The organism is Streptomyces sp. NBC_01260, from assembly GCF_036226405.1.
GTDB lineage: Bacteria > Actinomycetota > Actinomycetes > Streptomycetales > Streptomycetaceae > Streptomyces > Streptomyces laculatispora.
Window position 1 is genome coordinate 6,289,365 of record NZ_CP108464.1, and the last position, 16,692, is coordinate 6,306,056.

The window sequence follows — 16,692 nt, forward strand, 5'->3', positions numbered from 1 at the left end:
CGTGTGAACCCCGTGTTACCGAGGTTTCCGTGCGAGAACGGGCCGGTCGCACGGGCCCTCAGCCGCGGTCCCTGAGCAGCGGCTCGAAGCCGGCCGCCCGGATCCGCCGCACCAGCTCCGCCTCGGTCGCGCCCAGCGCCACCGCGGCACGCGGGAGCTGCCAGTCCGCGTCGGCGAGCCCTCGCAGCAGATGACCGCGCCGGATCTGCGCCTCGGACAGCCGGAACGTCTTCAGGTAGGCGACCCGCCCCGAGGAGTCGGTGATCGTCTCGCCGATGTGCTGCCCGCCCCGGTTCCGCAGGAAGGGCGGCAGGAACCGCCACAGCGTGAAGGAACCCATCCGGTACACCCGGTCGAAGCCGTACGAGGTGTCCAGCAGCTCCCGCGCGAACAGCGAGTCGTGCGCCTCGGTCCACTCCCGCTCCTGCTCCCGCGCGGCCGCCCGCAGACCGGCGAGCGTGTTCAGCCCCGGCCCGTTGGCGATCCGTGCCCCGAAACCGGCCACCGGGGCGCCGTACAGCGCGTACTGGTGGACCAGCTCCCCGTACAGGTCCTGGACGAGCGACGCGTGCAGCAGGCGGTAGTCGTCGGGGTGCGGCACCACGAAGGCCGCAGCGAGCGCGTCGGCCGCGTACACCATCACCCCGCACTGGCCGGGATGGATCTCGAACACCCGCAGCGCGTCGCCCAGCCCGCGCACCGACCACCCCAGGTACGCGTCCTCGGCACGCGGCGAGAGGCCGTCGCGCAGCGCCTGCCGCGACCACTCCTCCCAGGCGGTCGACGGTCCGCCGAAGTGCAGCGAGAGATAGCCCTCCATCGCGAGGTGCAGCGGCAGGAAGCGCAGCCGGTCGCCGGGCTGCCGCTTGGCCATCCGGTGGTGGCGGTGGCGCGGCAGCCGTACGGTCCTGGGCGGCACGCTCCCCGCGTCGCCGTGAGCCGTCAGCTGCGTGCCGTACGCGGCGGTCCCGGCACCCTCGCCGGACCAGTCGGCGACGAAGCCGTGCGGGATGTACGAGGTGTAGTGGGTCCGCGGCCCCACCTCCACGACACCGCTCCCGCCGCCCGCGTACACCTCGCGGTGCAGCCGGAGCCCCTCGACCGGCTTCTCGCGCACCAGCGGCACCAGCCGGATGCCGCCCCAGACCTGCGAGGGGCGGGCGGTGAGCCCGGTCAGTTCGAGCGTGTTCACAGCGGGTCCCCTTCCTGGCCGGCCGTCACGAACCGGGCGACCCGCCGGTCCAGGTACGCGTGCAGCGCGGCGGGTCCGGTCCGGCCCTCGGAGAACCGCGCGATCTCCACCAGGGACGGCAGATCCTCCGCGTCCCGGATACCCGCCGTCGGCACACTCGGGGAGAGCCGCCGGACGTCGAAACCGTCCGCGTCGTATACAGGGTTCACATGGACCACCGCCGTACGCCGGTCCGGATCGAGCCTGGTCCGCCACACCCGCAGCACCTCGCCCGCGAGCCCGGGAGGTGCGTTGTCCCAGCCGTCCGAGACGATGACCAGCCGGTCGGGACCGTACTCCAGGGCGTCCAGCACCCGGCTGCCGAGCGGCGTCGGACCCCAGGGCACGACCAGCAGCGGATCGCCGGCGCCGGAGGTCCACAGCGGGGTGTACGCGCCCGGCGCGGCGAGTGCCTCCAGCAGGAAGTGGCAGGCCAGCGCCACGGCGAGCGGACGGCGCCGCTTCTCGCCCGAACCGGACGAGGAGTAGCTGTCGTCCAGTACGGCGGCGACCCGCCCCCAGCCCCCGGCGTGCGGGCCCGCCGCGCGGCGGGCCGCGGTGCGCAGGGCCGAGGTCAGCTCCTCGCGGTGGCGCCCGCGCAGCTCCGCGGGGAACGTCAGGACGTACAGGGCGAGCCGGGTCAGCGGCATCACGGTCAGATCGACACCCGTCGGCAGCCCCTGCGGAGCGGCCGCACCGCGCTGCCCCTGGGTGCGCAGCCGCTCCAGCCGGGTCATCCGGGGCACCATCCGCTCCAGGAACGCCTCGCGCTTCATGCCGTGCCGGGCCGCGAAGCCCTCGGCGACGGTGAAGGGGAGTTCGCCGACGGCGCCCTGCTCGTAGTGGGCGCGGCGCCAGGCGTCGAGCAGCCGGTGCCGGTAGCGGGGCAGCTTCCCGGGCCGGAAGAGGAAGTCACCCAGCTCATCGCCGGCGCCACTGGCACCGCTCTCGCCGAGCCGCAGGTGCGCGTGGCGGGCCGCGTTCTTCAGCCCCGAGCGGTACTTCACCGCGTCATGCGCCGGATCGGGCCGCGCGGCCAGCCAGTCGCGCATGATCGCGCGGGTGCGCCGGTTGTTGACCTTGGCCGCGCGCAGTCCCCGGAACAGCCGGTACACCCGCTGCGGCGGCAGCTTCGCCAGCCGCGCGGCGATCAGCCGGCCCTCGGTGCGCTTCTCCTCGGCGGTGGCCTCGACGGCGTGCTCCAGCAGCCCCTGCACGATGCGCACCGCGTTGTGGTCGTTGATGTCGAGGGCGAGCGAGGCGGCGTACACCCGGCGGTAGTTGACCCGTACGTACGCGTGCAGGAAGTCCAGCGAGAGCTGCTGCCGGTCCGCGTCCGAGTGGAACTCGCGCTGGCCGGTGGCCGTGATGGCCGCGTTGACGAAGAGGAGCACGTCCTCGGCGGCGACAAGGTCGGCAAAGGTCTCGGTCGTCATGATGAATCCCCCGTGGTGTTCCGCGAGGCGGTACGCGCAAGCGGAAGCCGGCCGGGGAATGGGGGCGCGAGCAGCGAAATATTTGCTTTACAGGCAAGTCCCGGAAGTCGCACCGGAGTCCCGCGGCCGGCCCCGCCAACGTAACCGCCCGGCCACGCACCCCGCCACCGCATTCCTTCGGGACCAGGCCGCACCGGGCACACTTGTCCCATGACGATATCCGTGACCCCCCTGCGTATCGGCCTGGTCGGTACCGGCCCGTGGGCCCGCAACACCCAGGCCCCCGCCCTCGCCGCGCATCCCGGCGCCGTGCTGAGCGGGGTGTGGGGCCGCCGGGCCGAGGCGGCGCGGGAGCTGGCCGCCGCCCATGGCGCCCCCGCGTACACCGGTGACGCGGGGCTCGACGAGCTCTTCGCCGCGAGCGACGCCGTCGCGTTCGCCCTGCCGCCGGACGTCCAGGCCCCGCTCGCCGCCCGCGCCGCGGCGGCCGGCTGCCATCTGCTGATGGACAAGCCGGTCGCCACGAGCGTCGCGGCCGCCCGCGAGGTGGCCGAGGCCGCGGAGCGGTCCCGGGTCGCCTCCATCGTCTTCTGCACGCTGCGGTTCGCTCCGGAGACCTCCGCCTGGATCGCCGAACAGAGCGCGGCGGGCGGCTGGTTCACCGCGCACGCCCACTGGATCGGCGCCCTGTGGGCACCCGGCGTGGACAGCGAGTACGCCGCTTCCCCCTGGCGCCACGAGAAGGGCGGCCTCTGGGACGTCGGCCCGCACGCGCTCTCCGTCCTCATCCCGGTGCTCGGCGAGGTGACCCGGCTGACCGCCGCGCGCGGCCCCGCCGACACCCACCACCTCATCCTCGGCCACGCCTCCGGAGCCTCCAGCACGGTGACGCTCACGCTGGCCGCCCCGGTGGCGGCGGCCGGGGTGGAGGTCGAGCTCAGGGGCGAGCACGGGACCGTCGGGCTGCCCCGGTGGGACGGCGCCGTGGGTGCCTTCCGGGCCGCGGTGGACGCGCTGATCGAATCGGTGCGCACGGGGGTGGCGCACCCCTGCGACGTACGGTTCGGGCTCCGGCTGACGGAACTGCTCGCGGAGGCCGAGGCGCAGGCGGGCGCTTAGCGGGCGCCCGCCACTGGCCCGGGTGGGGCTCAGCGCCCCATGGCGTCCCGTACCGCCTCGTCCGTGCGCGCGACCACGGCCGTGCCGTCCTCGGCCGTGATGATCGGCCGCTGGATCAGCTTCGGGTGCGCGGCGAGCGCCGTGATCCACCGCTCCCGCGCATCCGCCACGCGCGGCCACTCCTTGAGCCCGAGCTCCTTCGCGTCCGCCTCCTGCGTCCGCGTGATGTCCCACGGCTCCAGCCCGAGCCGGTCGAGCACGGCCCGGATCTCGTCCGGTGACGGCACGTCCTCCAGGTAGCGGCGGACGGTGTAGCCGACGCCCTCCGCGTCGAGCAGCCGCACCGCGCTGCGGCACTTGGAACAGGCGGGATTGATCCAGATCTCCATGGGGCCAACGGTACGGGATGGACCCGCGAAAACCCCTCTGGCCAGGGGCGATTGTCAGTCCTGGGCAGTAAAATGGAGGTAGTTCGTGAGGGTTCCACCACCGTGCCAGGAGGTTGCCAATGGCCGTTGCCGCAGTCACGACCAAGCCGCTCCACAAGCCCCTGCAGAAGAAGCGTCTCCCCGCCGGCCGCCCCCGTGAGTGGTACGTCGCCCACAACCGCCGGCTGAAGGCGATGCGCCTGGCGATCGCCCTGCTCGACACGGGAGTTCACCAGCCGTCGAGCGCGAGCAACGCCCGGATACGTACGACCGCCGAACTGCTCGGCATCCACCCGCCGTCCGACACCACCTGCCGCATGGTCCGCGCGCTCATCCGTTACGGCCGCTGACCGCCGGCCACCGATCCAACCCGCTGCGCCCCGATCCGATGGCTGCGCCCCCGGGATGTCCGGGGGCGCAGCCGCGTATCAGTACCCGTCGCACGTGGCGGTGGCGAATGCGCCGGAGGCGCGGTCGGTCCGCCGGGTGATGTCGTCCACCCTCACGGAGCAGGCGACATCGCCGCCGGACCTGCCCAGGCTGACGACGAACGAGCCGCCGTTCATGAATCCCCGCGTCTCCAGCTCCCCGGCCCACGGCAGGGTCCGCAGGGTCAGCCGCCCGGTCGACAGGGCCTCGCCCTGCCAGGTGCTGTAAGTGAGCGTCACGTCCCTGGCGGTGCCGGTGACCTCGTACCTGACTCGCAGTCTCTGCGAGCTCTGCTCGGAGATCCCGTGGGCCAGGACCGCGGAGACCGCGCCCGCGGCCAGGGCCAGGAGCACGAGGACCATCAGCAGCACCCACGGCCAGAGCCGCCGCCGAGGGGGCTGCGGCCCGTCCGGTCCGTCGTCGGTCGCCTGCTCGCTCATGCCACCACCCTCCATGCTCCCGCCCCGGCCCGCGACCCCGCCGCCCCCTCACCCGTCCGGCCCGTACCGCATGCGCCCCCACCTGACGCCGCCTTGACTTGGGGCGATGGACGAGTGCTGGGAGGCGCGATGACTGGGCGAGGCGTACGGGGCGCAGGTGCTGTGCTGGCGGCGGTCATCGTGGCGGCGACGGCGACGGCGTGCTCGCACGACGGGGGCAGCGCGTCCGGCACCGTCTCCCAAGCGGCGTCGGCAGCCTCCTCGGTGGCGTCCAAGGGCGCCGACGCGGTCGCCTCGGCGACGGCCGCCGCCGAGGACAAGCTGAACAGCTTCAAGAACGGCGTGAACGCGAGCGGCGACGTCAAGGCCGGTGCGGCGGCCACCGGCAAGGACGGCCACGCCACCTCGAAGGTCACGGTGCGCAACGGCACCGACTCGAAGCAGTCCTACGCCGTGCAGATCAACTTCCGCGACCCGAGCGGGAATCTGCTCGACACGGTCGTGGTGACGGTCGATGACGTCGCCGCCAAGGGCACCAAGGACGCCACCGCCCGCAGCAACCGCAAGCTCGAAGGCGACGTCAGGGCCGAGGTGGGCGAGGCACTGAGGCACTGAGGCGCCGCCCTCGGTCCGGGGCCGCGGATTCCGTCGATCCGGGCCCGTCGACGACGGGCCCGCCGCCCGGCACGGCTTGACCCTCCCGCGACGGACGGGCAGCGGCTTCCGGATCGACCGTTGAGAACCCGCGCTGTCCGACAGCCCTGGGGTACATGCGGGACGCCGGGGTGCGGAGCCGGATCGAGAGCTGCCCCGACACGGCGTGGGAGCGGCTGAGCGGTGCGGTGCCCGGGATCAGGACCGCCGGGACCGTGCATGTCGTCCTGGTGCTCGGCGAGCCCGGCCACGCCGGCTTCTACGACGCGGTCGCGCCGGGCCTGACCCGCCCCTGCGCCGAAGAGCGTACGGCCGAGGGCCGTCACCCTCCGCGTCGCGCGGGGTGACGGCCCTCGGCCGTACCGTCTGTCTGCGTGATCCCTAGAGGTCGAAGTAGAGCTCGAACTCGTGCGGGTGCGGCCGCAGCTGGATCGGGGCGATCTCCTGCGTGCGCTTGAAGTCGACCCACGTCTCGATCAGGTCGGGCGTGAAGACGCCGCCTGCCAGGAGGTACTCGTGGTCCGCCTCAAGGGCGTCGAGGACGGCCGGGAGGGAGGTCGGGACCTGCTGCACGTTGGCGTGCTCCTCGGGAGCCAGCTCGTAGAGGTCCTTGTCGATCGGCTCGGGCGGCTCGATCTTGTTCTTCACGCCGTCCAGGCCGGCCATCAGGAGGGCCGAGAAGGCGAGGTACGGGTTGGACGACGGGTCCGGGGCGCGGAACTCGACGCGCTTGGCCTTCGGGTTGGAGCCCGTGATCGGGATGCGCATCGCGGCGGAGCGGTTGCGCTGCGAGTACACCATGTTGACCGGGGCCTCGAAGCCGGGGACCAGACGGTGGTAGGAGTTCACCGTCGGGTTGGTGAACGCCAGCAGCGACGGGGCGTGCTTCAGGATGCCGCCGATGTAGTAGCGCGCCATGTCCGAGAGGCCCGCGTAGCCCTGCTCGTCGTAGAACAGCGGGTCGCCGCCGGCCCACAGGGACTGGTGGACGTGCATGCCCGAGCCGTTGTCGCCGAAGATCGGCTTCGGCATGAAGGTCGCGGTCTTGCCGTTGCGCCAGGCGACGTTCTTCACGATGTACTTGAAGAGCATCAGGTCGTCGGCCGCGGCGAGCAGCGTGTTGAACTTGTAGTTGATCTCGGCCTGGCCGGCCGTGCCGACCTCGTGGTGCTGGCGCTCGACCTGGAGGCCGTTCTTGTCCAGCTCCAGGGAGATCTCGGCACGCAGATCGGCGAAGTGGTCGACCGGCGGGGTCGGGAAGTAACCGCCCTTGTAGCGGACCTTGTAGCCGCGGTTGTTCTCCTCCGACCCGGTGTTCCAGGCGCCCGCCTCGGAGTCGATGTGGTAGAAGCTCTCGTTCGCCGACGTCTGGAAGCGGACGTTGTCGAAGACGTAGAACTCGGCCTCGGGACCGAAGTACGCGGTGTCGGCGATACCGGTGGAGGCCAGGTACGCCTCCGCCTTCCTGGCCACGTTCCGCGGGTCACGGCTGTACTGCTCGCCGGTGATCGGGTCGTGGATGAAGAAGTTGATGTTGACGGTCTTGTCGCGGCGGAAGGGGTCGACACGAGCGGTCGACAGGTCCGCGCGGAGCGCCATGTCGGACTCGTGGATGGCCTGGAAGCCGCGGATCGACGAGCCGTCGAAGGCCAGCTCCTCGGTCGGGTCGAAGACCGCCGCCGGGATGGTGAAGTGCTGCATCACACCGGGCAGGTCGCAGAACCGGACGTCGATGAACTTGACGTCTTCGTCGGCGATGTACTTCTTCACGTCGTCGGCGTTCTGGAACATCCAACTCCTCCTACTCCCGGCCCGGGCGGGACGGGGTTGCAGCTCGTTGTGCGGCCAGTGCGGTGGCACACGCTGGACCCGACCATAGGCAGACCGGATTTCTCAAGCATGACCCATTTGTTTCGCCGAAGTTAACCGAGCCGGGTGTGAGTAGCGCCTCGTGAGCGTACGGCGACTGGTTCCGGGCGGGTTCCGGGCCGGTTTCCCGGCGGTGTCCCAAGGCGGCGGCTCCACCCGCCCGGCAGGGGGCTCGGGCGGGCGCAGTACCGTGGTCGGGTGGACAACAGGCAAGCAATCGGATCGTGGCTCTCCGGGCCGCGTGCGGCAGCCGAGGAGATGGGCGCCGACTTCGGGTACCGGGGCAAGAGGCTCGGTCTTCCCGAGCAGGGGCCGGGGGCCGTGGCGCCGCTCGGCCGCCGCTTCGGTGCGATCTTCATCGACTGGGCCCTGTGCCTGCTGATCGCATACGGGCTGTTCGCTCGCGGTGACCAGCAGGCCGCCGGCAACTGGGCGCTGGGGATCTTCCTCGTACTGAGCCTGCTCACCGTCGGCACCATCGGCTGCACGCCCGGCAAGCGCCTCCTGGGCATCAGGGTCGTCGCCGAGGGCGGCGGGCGGCTGGGGCTCGGGAGGGTGCTGGTGCGCAGCGTGCTGCTGTGCCTGGTGATCCCGGCCCTGGTCTGGGACCGCGACGGCCGGGGCCTGCATGACCGGCTGGCCCGCGCCGTTCAGGTCCGTATCTGAGCAGGTCCGTATCTGAGCGGATCCGTATCCATGGGCCGGCCGCGCGATGCGGCGGGCCCACGGAGTCCGCCGGCTGAGACGGCACATGAAGAGGGCGGGTCACGAACTCCTGGTTCGTGACCCGCCCTCTTCATGTGCCGTCTTCGTGCGTCAGCGCATCTTTCCGCCGCGCGGCATCCGCATACCCTTCGGCATCGGGCCCTTCGGCAGCGGCATGTTGCTCATCAGGTCGCCCATCGCGCGCAGCCGGTCGTTGGCGGCGGTCACCTGGGGGCCGGTCAGGACTCGCGGCAGCTTCAGCATCTTGGTGCGCACCTTCTTGAGCGGCACCTGGCCCTCGTCGTTGCCGACGATGATGTCGTGCACGGGTACGTCGACCACGATGCGGGCCATCTTCTTCTTCTCGGCCGCGAGCAGGGTCTTCACCCGGTTCGGGTTGCCCTCGCCCACCAGCACGATGCCCGCCTTGCCCACGGCGCGGTGGACGACGTCCTGGCTGCGGTTCATCGCGACCGCGGGGGTCGTGGACCAGCCGCGGCCCACGCGGTCCAGCACCGCGGCCGCAGCGCCCGGCTGCCCCTCCATCTGCCCGAAGGCGGCCCGCTCGGCACGCCGTCCGAAGACGATCGCCATCGCGAGGAGGGCGAGCACGAAGCCCAGGATGCCCACGTAGATCGGGTGGTTGATCAGGAAACCGATCGCGAGGAGGACACCGAAGGTGACGATTCCCACACCCGCGACGACAAGACCGATCTTGCTGTCGGTCCGCCTGGTCATCTTGTAGGTCAGGGCGATCTGCTTGAGCCGCCCCGCGTTCTCGGCGCTGTCCGCGCCTTCAGTGGTTTTTGCCTTCCTCGCCATGCAATGAAGTTTACGTGGCCTAAGAACGGTGCTCGGCCACGGCCTCCAGTACGTACTCGGACTCGACCCGGTCCTTGGCCCGGCGGCGGTCCTCCAGGACGGCCGTCCAGGCGTTGCGGCGGGCGGTGCGCTGGCCGCTGCTCAGCAGCAGCGACTCGACGGCGCGGAGGGCGTTGGTGACGGTCGGAATGGCGGTGGCGCGTACCGGCGCGGCCTGCATCGTGGAAGTCCCCTCGGAACGGATGCGCGGACTGAGCGGCGCTCAGTGGGCGGACTGTGTTGCGCGGACTGGATACGGAAGCGGCGTGGCAGCGGCCGGGAAAGCCACTGCGCCGCGTGCATCCAGGGTCACTGCTCGGTGTTACCAGCGCATGACCGGTCGGTCAAACACCAATGAAACCTTGATATGGGCGCCGCGCACGTCGGCGCGGCCCATCCGCGCCTCCGACCTGCGAGGAGCGGACGGGCCGCGCCGAATCAGTTATTACTGTTCAGTAGCTTCTTGTGCCCGGTTTCACACGGACGTCTGCTGCGCGGCCGGTGCGGTGGCGGTGGCGCCGCGCCGCTCGATCGCCTGCTGGAAGAGCCGGCCCGCGCGGTACGAGGAACGGACCAGCGGCCCGGACATCACACCGGAGTAGCCGATCGCGTCGGCCTCGTCCTTGAGCTCCACGAACTCGTGCGGCTTCACCCAGCGCTCGACCGGGTGGTGGCGCGGGGTCGGCCGCAGGTACTGCGTGATCGTGATGAGCTCGCAACCCGCGTCGTGCAGGTCCCGGAGTGCCTGGCTGACTTCCTCGCGGGTCTCGCCCATGCCGAGGATCAGGTTGGACTTGGTCACCAGACCGGCCTCACGGGCCCGGGTGATGACCTCCAGGGAACGCTCGTACCGGAAGCCGGGGCGGATCCGCTTGAAGATCCGCGGCACCGTCTCCACGTTGTGCCCCAGCACCTCGGGGCGCGAGGAGAAGACCTCGGCGAGCTGCGCGGGCTCTGCGTTGAAGTCGGGGATCAGCAGCTCCACCTTGGTGTGGCCGGTCTCCCGCTCCGCCGTCAGCGCGTGGATCTGGCGCACGGTCTCCGCGTACAGCCAGGCGCCGCCGTCCTCCAGGTCGTCGCGGGCGACGCCGGTGATGGTGGCGTAGTTCAGGTCCATCGTGACGACGGACTCACCGACGCGGCGGGGCTCGTCCCGGTCCAGCTCCTGGGGCTTGCCCGTGTCGATCTGGCAGAAGTCACAGCGCCGGGTGCACTGGTCGCCGCCGATGAGGAACGTGGCCTCGCGGTCCTCCCAGCACTCGAAGATGTTGGGGCAGCCCGCCTCCTGGCACACCGTGTGCAGACCCTCGCTCTTCACGAGCTTCTGCAGCTGGTTGTACTCGGGGCCCATCTTCGCCCGGGTTTTGATCCACTCGGGCTTCCGCTCGATGGGGGTCTGGCTGTTCCGGACCTCAAGGCGCAGCATCTTGCGCCCGTCGGGTGCGACAGCGGACACTCCGGCACTCCCCTTTGCTTTCACTGCATTGGATTCTTCGGCGAACACCAGGGTACGCCCGTAGTTCATACGGCTTTACGTCTGCCCAACCTGTGGCCGGCAGGGCCTATTCCCGGAGCGGTGTTCCGAGCGTCACGCCGTGGCCACGGCATCGGCCGCGCGCTCGATGGTGCGCGGGGCCGGCTCGGCGTTCTCCAGGACGTCCCTGAGGTGCTTCTCGACGACCGGGAGCACGTCCGCGATTCCGAGGTCGCGGCCCAGCTCGTACGCGAGCGAGGTGACGCCCGCGTCCCGGATGCCGCACGGCACGATCCGGTCGAACGAGGTGTTGTCCGGGTTCACGTTGAGCGCGAAACCGTGCATGGTCACGCCCTTGGCGACCCGGATGCCGATGGCGGCCAGCTTGCGGTCCTCGCGGCGCTGGCCGGCGTTGGACGGGGCGTACTCGGGGCCGTTCAGCCGGGCGTCGAACTCCTCGTCCCGGAGCCTCGGGTCGAAGTCGAGGGAGAGGCCGCCGATCGCCGGACGCTCCTCGACCGGGTCACCGAGCACCCAGACGCCGCTGCGGCCCTCGACCCGGCTGGTCCCCACCCCGAACTCGGCCGCCGTACGGATCAGCGCCTCCTCCAGACGGCGGACGTGCGCGACCACGTCCACCGGGCGAGGCAGCTTCTGGATCGGGTAGCCGACCAGCTGGCCCGGTCCGTGCCAGGTGATCTTGCCGCCGCGGTCCACGTCGATGACCGGCGTGCCGTCCAGGGGGCGCTCGCTGTCCGCCGTGCGCCGGCCGGCCGTGTAGACGGGCGGGTGCTCCAGCAGCAGGCAGGTGTCGGGGACGGTGTCCTCGAACCGTGCCGCGTGCACCTCGCGCTGCTTCTGCCAGGCCTCCTGGTAGTCGACGGCTTCCTCGCCGAACCCCAGACGGACGAACCGAAGCTCAGTCACGGCAGCAGCCTTTCTCCTTGCGGTGCCGCGGCCGGGGGGTGTCCCCGGCGCCACGTCACCATGCACCGAATCGCGCCTCCCGCAACTGTACGACCGGTCCCGGATTGTCGGCCCGGCAGGTTGTTCCCGTCAGCGTCCCCGCAATCCTCACACGATCGGATGAATGTGAAGCGAACGTGGCCGTGGTCGCCCCGCAGGCCGCTAAATTCGCGCCGTTCCATAAGGGCTGCCCGCCCGGCCCCGAAGGCAGGAGACCGTACAGCTGATGTCGGAACGACCTCCGCAGCGCACCCCCAACCGCCGACTCGCCTCGCTCATCACCGAAGCCGGATTCTCCAACGCCGGCCTCGCCCGCCGGGTGGACCAGCTCGGCCTCGAACACGGCCTCGACCTGCGGTACGACAAGACCTCCGTGACCCGCTGGCTGCGCGGCCAGCAGCCGCGGGGGACCACCCCGGCACTGATCGCGGAGGTGTTCACCCGGCGGCTGGGGCGCAGACTCTCCGCCCAGGACCTGGGCCTCGACGCCTGCGCTCCCGTCTACGCGGGCCTGGAGTTCGCCGCCACCCCCGCCGAGGCGGTCGACATCGTCAGCGGACTCTGGCGGAAGGACTCCGGCAGCCATGCGGAGCTGCGGAAGATCGCCTTCACCCCGGCAGGACTGGTCGTCCCCAGCCGGGACTGGCTGATCGGCCGGGCGGACGAGTGGGTGGGGCGCGGTGTCGAGCCCGGAGCGGTCGTGGGCGCGGCCGGCGGACCGGTGAGGGCCGGCGGCGGGGCTCCCGGCCCCGGCGGCCGGACACACGGTGTCCAGGCGGTCGGCGGGCCACGTGGGGCGTCCGGACTGAACGGGACGTACGGCACCGGAGCGAACGGGCACTCCGGGAGCGCCGGACTCACCGCGTCCGGCGGCCTCGGCGGCGCTCTGGGCGCGGTGCCCGAACAGGGCGGCACCCCCGCCCTCGGCGGCCGTCCGGGTCACCGGGGCCCCGCTGCGCCCCGGCTCCCCGGCTCACCCGCGCTCCCCGCCCCGGCGGGCTCCCCGGTACCGCCGGGCGTCCCCCGGCAGCGGCAGACCGACCGGTGCTCCGGCCAGAAGGTCGGCAGCGGCGACGTCGCCGCTCTGCGGTCGGTCGCCGAGCTCTTCCGCACCCTCGACCACGCATACGGCGGCGGCCACGCCCGGCAGGCCCTGGTCCGGTACCTGGAGCACGAGACGGAACCGATGCTGCGCGGCACGTACAGCGAGGCCACCGGACGCCGACTGTTCGCCGCCGCCGCCGATCTGACCCGCCTCGCGGGCTGGACCTCGTACGACATCGCGGCGCACGGGCTCGCCCAGCGCTACTTCGTCCAGTCCTTACGCCTCGCCCAGGCCGCCGGGGACCGGGCCTACGGCAGCTACGTCCTGATCACCATGAGCAGGCAGGCGGTCTACCTCGGACACGGCAGGGAAGCGGTGCAGCTGGCGCGGGTGGCTCAGCAGGGCATCGGCTCGGCTGCGCCGAACGCGGTCCTGGCCCTGCTGCACGCGGTCGAGGCGCGCGGCCACGGAGTGCTCGGGGAGGCCAAGGCCTGCGCGGCCTCACTGGCGCGGGCGGAGCGCGCGCTGGAGGTCTCCCGCCTCGGGGACGAGGTGCCGCACTGGGCGCGCTACTTCGACGAGGCCCAGCTCGCCGACGAGTTCGGGCACTGCCACCGGGACCTCCAGCAGTACCGGGCCGCCGCGCAGCACGCGGAGCGCTCGCTCCAGCTTCGCGCCCCCGCGTACGCCCGCAGCCGGCTGTTCTGCCGGGTGGTGCTGGCCTCCGCGCGGCTCGGCCTCGGTGAGCTCGACCAGGCCTGCAGGCTGGGCGCGGAGGCCGCTCAGCAGGCCGCCGAGATGCGATCGGTGCGCGCCACGGAGTACGTACGGGACTTCGAGCGCCGGCTCGAACCGTTCCGGGACGCCGCCCCCGTGCGCGGATACCGCGAGCGGGTTGCTGCACTCGGGTGAGACCGGCGCCCGATCCCCCGGGCCGCCCCTAAGCGGCCCGGGGGAGTGCGGCGGCGTTTCCGTACCCGGGCCGTACGCCCAGGTCGGTGAGGATCGCCTCGGCGGCGCGGCGGGCCGAGAACAGCGCCCCCTGGACCGTGCTCGTGTCCCGGTGGTCGCCGCACACGTACAGGCCCGCGAGCAGCCGGACCGGGCGGTGCGGGTCGTGCGGGGCCTCCATCGCGGGCACCGCCTCCGGGTCGTGGTGGACGGCCAGCAGCTCCCAGTCGTCGGTGGGCGTGCCGTACAGCGCGGCGAGATGGGCGCGGACCGCGCGGTCCGGACCGGGCGGCGGGGTGCCGAGCACCGTCGAGCTGATCAGCGTCCGGCCGTGCGGGGCGCGCGCGGGGTCGACCTCGCTCATTACCGCGGTGTGCGCGACCGGGCTCGCGCGGTCGGCGTCCAGTACCAGCGACGCCCCGGTCGGCGGGGGAGCGGGGGCGGTGTGGTGAAGCACCGTCACCGGGCGGAAGGACGGCACCCGCAGACCGGGCAGCAGTTCGGCGGCGGCGCCCGCGCCGGTGGCCAGCAGCAGTGAGCGGCAGCCCAGTTCGCCGTGCTCCTTGGTGCGCACCGAGGTGATGTCGGCGGCCGTGACCTGCACGCCCGTCCGTACGGTGCCGGGCGGCAGCGCCGCCGCCAGCAGTTCGGGCAGCGTCCCCGAACCTCCCGACGGTACGCAGAGCCTGCCGCTCGCATAGCTGCGCAGGGCGAGATCGGCGCACCGGCTGGACGTGGTGAGTCCGGGGTCGCTGAGCAGCGCGGTGAGCAGGGGGCGCACAAAGTCGTTGAGCGTACGGGAGGACAGGCCGCGGCCCGACAGGGCTTCGAGCGCGGTCCGTTCGGGCCGGGCCAGGACGCGGGCCCGGGGGGTGGCGGCGAGGCGGGACAGCGCCGCGCCGAGCCTGGCCTGGTCGATCGCGCCGCCCATGACCCCGGTGATGGTCCCGCCCAGCGGTGTCCGGGGGGCGCTTGCGAGGGCGCGCGCCGCCTTGAGCGCACCCCGGGCGTTGCGCGCGCCCCGTGCGCTCCGTATCTCCCCGGTCCGGTAGCGGCGGCCCTCGCTGTGGACGAGCACGCCGGGGGCGAAGTTCCGCAGGACGAGTCCGCCGAGTTCCGGTGCCGCGTACAGCTCGGGATACGAGGTGTTGAGGAGCGGGCCGAGGCGGTCGAGCCGGAACCCGTCCACCTCCTCGGTCAGCATCCGGCCGCCGACCCGGGGGCCGGCTTCCAGGACGCTGACGCTCACTCCCGCACTGGTCAGTCGGTGGGCCGCTGACAGGCCGGCGATCCCTGCCCCGATGATGACGACGTCCGCGTGGTGTGCCGTGCTGAGCACGTGCCCTCCCCGAGTCGGCGCAATTGGTGGGAGGCTCTTGCCCTCAACAGGCCACCGGAATGCGCGAGTTCGCCATGAGGCTAGGAGTGCGGCCGGATATTGGCGCAGTCGCGCGCACCGGGGCACCGGTGCACGGGGTCGCACATCCGTCTGAATTGGCCGACGGGTGGGGTTCCTGGCGTTGCCGGGACTTCCGGGGTTCGGGAGTCCCGGCTTCCGGGGGTGGCGGCGGGCCCGCCGCCACGGCTCGGAGCGGGCCGGATCAGCGCAGTGCCGCCCGGACGGCGGCGTCGATCCCGGGGAAGGCGAACGAGAATCCCGCGTCCAGCAGCCGCCCCGGCAGCACCCGCTGACTACCCAGCACATCCTCGGCGAAGTCGCCCAGGGCGATCCGCAGCGCCGGTGCGGGCGCGGTGAAGAGCGTCGGCCGGTGCAGCACCCGGCCCATCGCCGCCGTCACCTCGGCGTTGGTGACGGGGTCGGGGCCGGTCAGATTCACCGGTCCGGACAGCTCCGGGGTGTCGAGGATGTGCCGCATGGCCGCGATGTGGTCGTGCAGCGCGATGAAGCTCCAGTACTGCCGTCCGTTGCCCAGCCGCCCGCCGAGCCCGGCCCGGAAGAGCGGGAAGAGCCGGCCCCAGGCCCCGCCCTCCCGGGCGACGACCAGTCCGGTGCGGGCGTGCACGGTCCGCACCCCGGCCTCCTCCGCGGCGGCCGTGGCCTCTTCCCACTCCACGCACACCGATGGCAGGAACCCGTCGCCGGGCGGTGCGCTCTCGTCGACCGCCCGGTCCCCGGTGTCGCCGTAGAAGCCGATCGCGGACCCGGCCAGCAGCACCCTCGGCGGTGTGTCGAGCGAGGCGACGGCCTCCGCGATCGCGGCGGTGCCCAGCACCCGGCTGTCCCGGATCTCGCGCTTGTACGCCTCGGTCCAGCGGTGGTCGCCCACCCCGGCCCCGGCGAGGTGGACGACGGCGTCGCAGCCCACCAGTCCGGCCACGTCGACGTAACTGCGTTTCGGGTCCCACTCCACCTCGTCGCCGGACCGGGCCGGGTGCCGGACCAGCCGGACCACCTCGTGCCCGTCGGCCCGCAGGGAGCGCACGAGGGCCGCTCCGATGAGTCCGGTCGATCCGGTGACGGCGATACGGGAGCGCAGCATGGTGCCATCCTGCCGTACGGACCGGGCAGGGGCGGCGTGGCACAGTTGCGCGCATGTCCGAGATTCCCGCGCACCCGGCCCACCCCGTCCGTCCCTCGGTCCTCTCCGACGAAGCCGCTCTCGGTGAACTCGACCGCTCCACCTGGTCGACGCTGCACGCCGTGTCGCCGAGGCCGCAGCCGCCGTACCCGCCGTTCTTCGACGACAGCCACCGGCCGCCGGACTTCCTGGTGGCCGAGGCACGGGACGCGGCGGGCGAGGTGCGGCTGGCCGGGTACACCAGGCTGGTCCCGCCGACCCCGCTGGCCTGCAATACGCACGTACGCCAGATACAGGGCCTGGCCGTGGCCGACTGGGCGCGCGGCCGGGGGATCGCCAGGGGGCTGCTGCGGGCCGCGATGGCGGTGGCGCGGAACCAGGGCGCTAACCGGATCACCCTGCGGGTACTCGGGCACAACACGCCCGCGCGTGCGCTGTACGCGTCGGAGGGGTTCGTCGTCGAGGGAGTGCTGCCCAGTGAGTTCTTCCTGGGCGGGCGCTATGTCGACGATGTGCTGATGGGGCGTTCGCTCGCTCCTTGAGC

The 16,692-nt window shown here is 72.4% G+C and carries 18 protein-coding genes; 7 read left to right on the forward strand and 11 right to left on the reverse strand.

What is annotated here, in order from left to right; all coding sequences use genetic code 11:
* Positions 1-58 precede the first annotated feature (58 nt).
* Together OG322_RS28050 and OG322_RS28055 are read right to left on the reverse strand one after the other, a co-directional pair.
* Entirely contained in the window at positions 59-1,192 is a 1,134-nt protein-coding gene (locus OG322_RS28050; protein WP_123470244.1) for an ARPP-2 domain-containing protein, read from the reverse strand.
* Positions 1,189-2,667 (reverse strand): hypothetical protein, encoded by a 1,479-nt coding sequence (locus tag OG322_RS28055; RefSeq protein ID WP_443066564.1) that lies wholly within the window; start codon positions 2,665-2,667, stop codon positions 1,189-1,191. Before OG322_RS28055 ends, OG322_RS28050 begins: the two co-directional genes overlap by 4 nt.
* A gap of 210 nt (positions 2,668-2,877) precedes the next feature.
* Between OG322_RS28055 and OG322_RS28060 the strand changes: the two genes are divergently transcribed.
* A complete protein-coding gene (locus tag OG322_RS28060; protein ID WP_123470240.1) occupies positions 2,878-3,786 on the forward strand; it encodes a Gfo/Idh/MocA family protein in 909 nt (302 codons plus the stop codon).
* A 29-nt stretch (positions 3,787-3,815) separates the two neighbouring features.
* Here OG322_RS28060 and OG322_RS28065 read toward each other — a convergent pair whose 3' ends face one another.
* Positions 3,816-4,175, reverse strand: a complete 360-nt coding sequence (locus tag OG322_RS28065; protein ID WP_123470238.1) for an arsenate reductase family protein — start codon at positions 4,173-4,175, stop codon at positions 3,816-3,818.
* Between the two features lie 119 nt (positions 4,176-4,294).
* On the opposite strand from OG322_RS28065, the gene OG322_RS28070 reads away from it, so the two are divergent.
* Positions 4,295-4,564 carry a hypothetical protein gene (locus tag OG322_RS28070; protein ID WP_123470236.1) on the forward strand — a complete coding sequence of 90 codons (270 nt, stop codon included), beginning with the start codon at positions 4,295-4,297 and terminating at the stop codon, positions 4,562-4,564.
* Positions 4,565-4,642: 78 nt separating this feature from the next.
* On the opposite strand, the gene OG322_RS28075 is transcribed toward OG322_RS28070, so the two are convergent.
* Positions 4,643-5,083 carry a hypothetical protein gene (locus OG322_RS28075; protein WP_123470234.1) on the reverse strand — a complete coding sequence of 147 codons (441 nt, stop codon included), beginning with the start codon at positions 5,081-5,083 and terminating at the stop codon, positions 4,643-4,645.
* 129 nt (positions 5,084-5,212) lie between these two features.
* Here OG322_RS28075 and OG322_RS28080 point away from each other — a divergent pair, with 129 nt between their 5' ends.
* The gene (locus OG322_RS28080) at positions 5,213-5,698 is read left to right on the forward strand and encodes a hypothetical protein (protein ID WP_123470232.1); all 486 of its coding nucleotides are present in this window, start codon (positions 5,213-5,215) and stop codon (positions 5,696-5,698) included.
* 155 nt (positions 5,699-5,853) lie between these two features.
* Positions 5,854-6,084 carry a hypothetical protein gene (locus OG322_RS28085; protein ID WP_329307176.1) on the forward strand — a complete coding sequence of 77 codons (231 nt, stop codon included), beginning with the start codon at positions 5,854-5,856 and terminating at the stop codon, positions 6,082-6,084.
* 34 nt (positions 6,085-6,118) lie between these two features.
* On the opposite strand, the gene glnA is transcribed toward OG322_RS28085, so the two are convergent.
* Positions 6,119-7,528 carry a type I glutamate--ammonia ligase gene (gene glnA, locus OG322_RS28090; protein ID WP_123470227.1) on the reverse strand — a complete coding sequence of 470 codons (1,410 nt, stop codon included), beginning with the start codon at positions 7,526-7,528 and terminating at the stop codon, positions 6,119-6,121.
* 276 nt (positions 7,529-7,804) lie between these two features.
* Here glnA and OG322_RS28095 point away from each other — a divergent pair, with 276 nt between their 5' ends.
* Complete coding sequence (locus tag OG322_RS28095; RefSeq protein WP_123470224.1) at positions 7,805-8,272, forward strand: RDD family protein; 468 nt, start codon at positions 7,805-7,807, stop codon at positions 8,270-8,272.
* Between the two features lie 150 nt (positions 8,273-8,422).
* On the opposite strand, the gene OG322_RS28100 is transcribed toward OG322_RS28095, so the two are convergent.
* The 4 genes from OG322_RS28100 to lipB form a co-directional block, all read right to left on the reverse strand.
* Complete coding sequence (locus tag OG322_RS28100; protein WP_123470222.1) at positions 8,423-9,133, reverse strand: DUF4191 domain-containing protein; 711 nt, start codon at positions 9,131-9,133, stop codon at positions 8,423-8,425.
* A gap of 19 nt (positions 9,134-9,152) precedes the next feature.
* Positions 9,153-9,353: an SCO2195 family GlnR-regulated protein gene (locus OG322_RS28105; RefSeq protein ID WP_123470220.1), complete on the reverse strand. Its 201-nt coding sequence runs from the start codon at positions 9,351-9,353 to the stop codon at positions 9,153-9,155.
* A 294-nt stretch (positions 9,354-9,647) separates the two neighbouring features.
* Complete coding sequence (gene lipA, locus OG322_RS28110) at positions 9,648-10,628, reverse strand: lipoyl synthase (RefSeq protein WP_123470218.1); 981 nt, start codon at positions 10,626-10,628, stop codon at positions 9,648-9,650.
* 132 nt (positions 10,629-10,760) lie between these two features.
* Entirely contained in the window at positions 10,761-11,573 is an 813-nt protein-coding gene (gene lipB, locus OG322_RS28115; protein WP_123470216.1) for a lipoyl(octanoyl) transferase LipB, read from the reverse strand.
* Between the two features lie 265 nt (positions 11,574-11,838).
* Between lipB and OG322_RS28120 the strand changes: the two genes are divergently transcribed.
* Positions 11,839-13,569 carry a regulator gene (locus tag OG322_RS28120; protein ID WP_123470214.1) on the forward strand — a complete coding sequence of 577 codons (1,731 nt, stop codon included), beginning with the start codon at positions 11,839-11,841 and terminating at the stop codon, positions 13,567-13,569.
* A gap of 28 nt (positions 13,570-13,597) precedes the next feature.
* Here the strand turns inward: OG322_RS28120 and OG322_RS28125 are convergent, their stop codons facing one another.
* Both OG322_RS28125 and OG322_RS28130 read right to left on the reverse strand, forming a co-directional pair.
* A complete protein-coding gene (locus OG322_RS28125; RefSeq protein ID WP_329307177.1) occupies positions 13,598-14,947 on the reverse strand; it encodes an NAD(P)/FAD-dependent oxidoreductase in 1,350 nt (449 codons plus the stop codon).
* A gap of 262 nt (positions 14,948-15,209) precedes the next feature.
* Positions 15,210-16,109, reverse strand: a complete 900-nt coding sequence (locus tag OG322_RS28130; RefSeq protein WP_123470210.1) for a TIGR01777 family oxidoreductase — start codon at positions 16,107-16,109, stop codon at positions 15,210-15,212.
* 53 nt (positions 16,110-16,162) lie between these two features.
* Here OG322_RS28130 and OG322_RS28135 point away from each other — a divergent pair, with 53 nt between their 5' ends.
* Positions 16,163-16,690, forward strand: coding sequence for a GNAT family N-acetyltransferase (locus OG322_RS28135; RefSeq protein ID WP_123470208.1), 528 nt, complete (start codon positions 16,163-16,165; stop codon positions 16,688-16,690).
* The last annotated feature ends 2 nt before the right edge of the window (positions 16,691-16,692 follow it).

Excerpts from the sequence above, each read along its gene's own strand:
- OG322_RS28080 (WP_123470232.1), top strand. The coding sequence starts at position 5,213 with ATGACTGGGCGAGGCGTACGGGGCGCAGGTGCTGTGCTGGCGGCGGTC.
- glnA (WP_123470227.1), bottom strand. The coding sequence starts at position 7,528 with ATGTTCCAGAACGCCGACGACGTGAAGAAGTACATCGCCGACGAAGAC.
- OG322_RS28060 (WP_123470240.1), top strand. The coding sequence starts at position 2,878 with ATGACGATATCCGTGACCCCCCTGCGTATCGGCCTGGTCGGTACCGGC.
- OG322_RS28135 (WP_123470208.1), top strand. The coding sequence starts at position 16,163 with ATGTCCGAGATTCCCGCGCACCCGGCCCACCCCGTCCGTCCCTCGGTC.
- OG322_RS28075 (WP_123470234.1), bottom strand. The coding sequence starts at position 5,083 with ATGAGCGAGCAGGCGACCGACGACGGACCGGACGGGCCGCAGCCCCCT.
- OG322_RS28055 (WP_443066564.1), bottom strand. The coding sequence starts at position 2,667 with ATGACGACCGAGACCTTTGCCGACCTTGTCGCCGCCGAGGACGTGCTC.
- OG322_RS28130 (WP_123470210.1), bottom strand. The coding sequence starts at position 16,109 with ATGCTGCGCTCCCGTATCGCCGTCACCGGATCGACCGGACTCATCGGA.
- OG322_RS28085 (WP_329307176.1), top strand. The coding sequence starts at position 5,854 with ATGCGGGACGCCGGGGTGCGGAGCCGGATCGAGAGCTGCCCCGACACG.
- OG322_RS28070 (WP_123470236.1), top strand. The coding sequence starts at position 4,295 with ATGGCCGTTGCCGCAGTCACGACCAAGCCGCTCCACAAGCCCCTGCAG.
- OG322_RS28105 (WP_123470220.1), bottom strand. The coding sequence starts at position 9,353 with ATGCAGGCCGCGCCGGTACGCGCCACCGCCATTCCGACCGTCACCAAC.
- OG322_RS28120 (WP_123470214.1), top strand. The coding sequence starts at position 11,839 with ATGTCGGAACGACCTCCGCAGCGCACCCCCAACCGCCGACTCGCCTCG.
- OG322_RS28065 (WP_123470238.1), bottom strand. The coding sequence starts at position 4,175 with ATGGAGATCTGGATCAATCCCGCCTGTTCCAAGTGCCGCAGCGCGGTG.
- OG322_RS28100 (WP_123470222.1), bottom strand. The coding sequence starts at position 9,133 with ATGGCGAGGAAGGCAAAAACCACTGAAGGCGCGGACAGCGCCGAGAAC.